Source organism: Pseudomonas sp. 05N432, assembly GCF_056396945.1.
In genome coordinates this window covers 1-1,551 of record NZ_JBFTMM010000047.1, presented here as the reverse complement: position 1 = coordinate 1,551, position 1,551 = coordinate 1, and the positions used below count along the sequence as shown (strand labels likewise).

1 protein-coding gene is annotated in these 1,551 nt (G+C 62.5%); it reads right to left on the bottom strand.

The genetic code is table 11. The features are described from left to right. Window positions 1-1,551 (bottom strand): immunoglobulin-like domain-containing protein (locus AC1DHT_RS29115; RefSeq protein WP_477761583.1); only part of this gene is annotated, 1,551 nt, incomplete at both ends.

The window sequence follows — 1,551 nt, the reverse complement described above, 5'->3', positions numbered from 1 at the left end:
ACGGTCATCGGCGTGCCGGCCGGATTGGTCAGGGTCGCGGTGTAGGTAATCTGGCCGCCTTCGGTGACCGAACCGGTTGCTGCCAGGGACAGCCCGGTGTTGTCGATCGAATCGGTGATCGTGGTGACCGCCGGGGTGGTGCTCGGGGTCAGCTGCTCGAAATTGCCACCGGTGGTGCTTTCGATGGTGGTGCTGACGGTGCTGCCGTTTTTGTAGACGTCGTTGGCCGGGGTATCGACCACCACCGAGCCGCTGGTTTTGCCGGCCTCGATGTTGATTACGGCGCCATTGCTGAGCGTGACAGTCATCGGTGTGCCAGCCGGATTGCTCAGGGTGGCGGTGTAGGTGATCTGCCCGCCTTCGGTGACCGAACCGGTTGCTGCCAGGGACAGACCGGTGTTGTCGATCGAATCGGTAATGGTGGTGACCGCCGGGGTGGTGCTCGGGGTCAGCTGCTCGAAATTGCCACCGGTGGTGCTTTCGATGGTGGTGCTGACGGTGCTGCCGTTTTTGTAGACGTCATTCGCTGGAGTGTCGACCACCACCGAACCGGAAGTCTTGCCGGCTTCGATGTTGATGACGGCGCCGTTCGACAGGGTCACGCTCATCGCGGTGCCGGCCGGGTTGGTCAGGGTCGCGGTGTAAGTGATCTGACCGCCTTCGGTGACCGAACCGGTSGCYGCCAGGGACAGACCGGTGTTGTCGATCGAATCGGTGATGGTGGTGACCGCCGGCGTCGTGCTCGGGGTCAACTGTTCGAAGTTGCCACCGGTGGTGYTTTCGATGGTGGTGCTGACGGTGCTGCCGTTTTTGTARACGTCATTCGCCGGGGTGTCGACCACCACCGAGCCGCTGGTCTTGCCGGCTTCGATGTTGATGACGGCGCCATTGCTGAGCGTGACAGTCATCGGCGTGCCCGCCGGATTGCTCAGGGTCGCGGTGTAGGTGATCTGGCCGCCTTCGGTAATCGTGTTGTTGGCGGTGAGCGTCAGCCCGGTGTTATCGATCGAATCGGTGATCGTCGTGACGGCCGGGGTGGTGCTCGGGGTCAGCTGCTCGAAATTGCCGCCGGTGGTGCTTTCGATGGTGGTGCTGACGGTGCTGCCGTTCTTGTAGACGTCGTTGGCCGGGGTGTCGACCACCACSGAACCGGACGTTTTACCGGCTTCGATGTTGATTATGGCGCCATTGCTGAGCGTGACGGTCATCGGCGTGCCGGCCGGGTTGCTCAAGGTCGCGGTGTAGGTGATCTGGCCGCCTTCGGTAATCGTGTTATTGGCGGTGAGCGTCAGCCCGGTGTTATCGATCGAGTCGGTGATCGTGGTGACCGCCGGGGTGGTGCTTGGGGTCAGCTGCTCGAAGTTGCCGCCGGTGGTGCTTTCGATGGTGGTGCTGACGGTGCTGCCGTTTTTGTAGACGTCATTCGCCGGGGTATCGACCACCACGGAACCGGACGTTTTGCCGGCTTCGATGTTGATCACCGCGCCGTTGCTCAGCGTGACGGTCATCGGCGTGCCGGCCGGGTTGCTCAGGGTCGCGGTGTAGGTGATC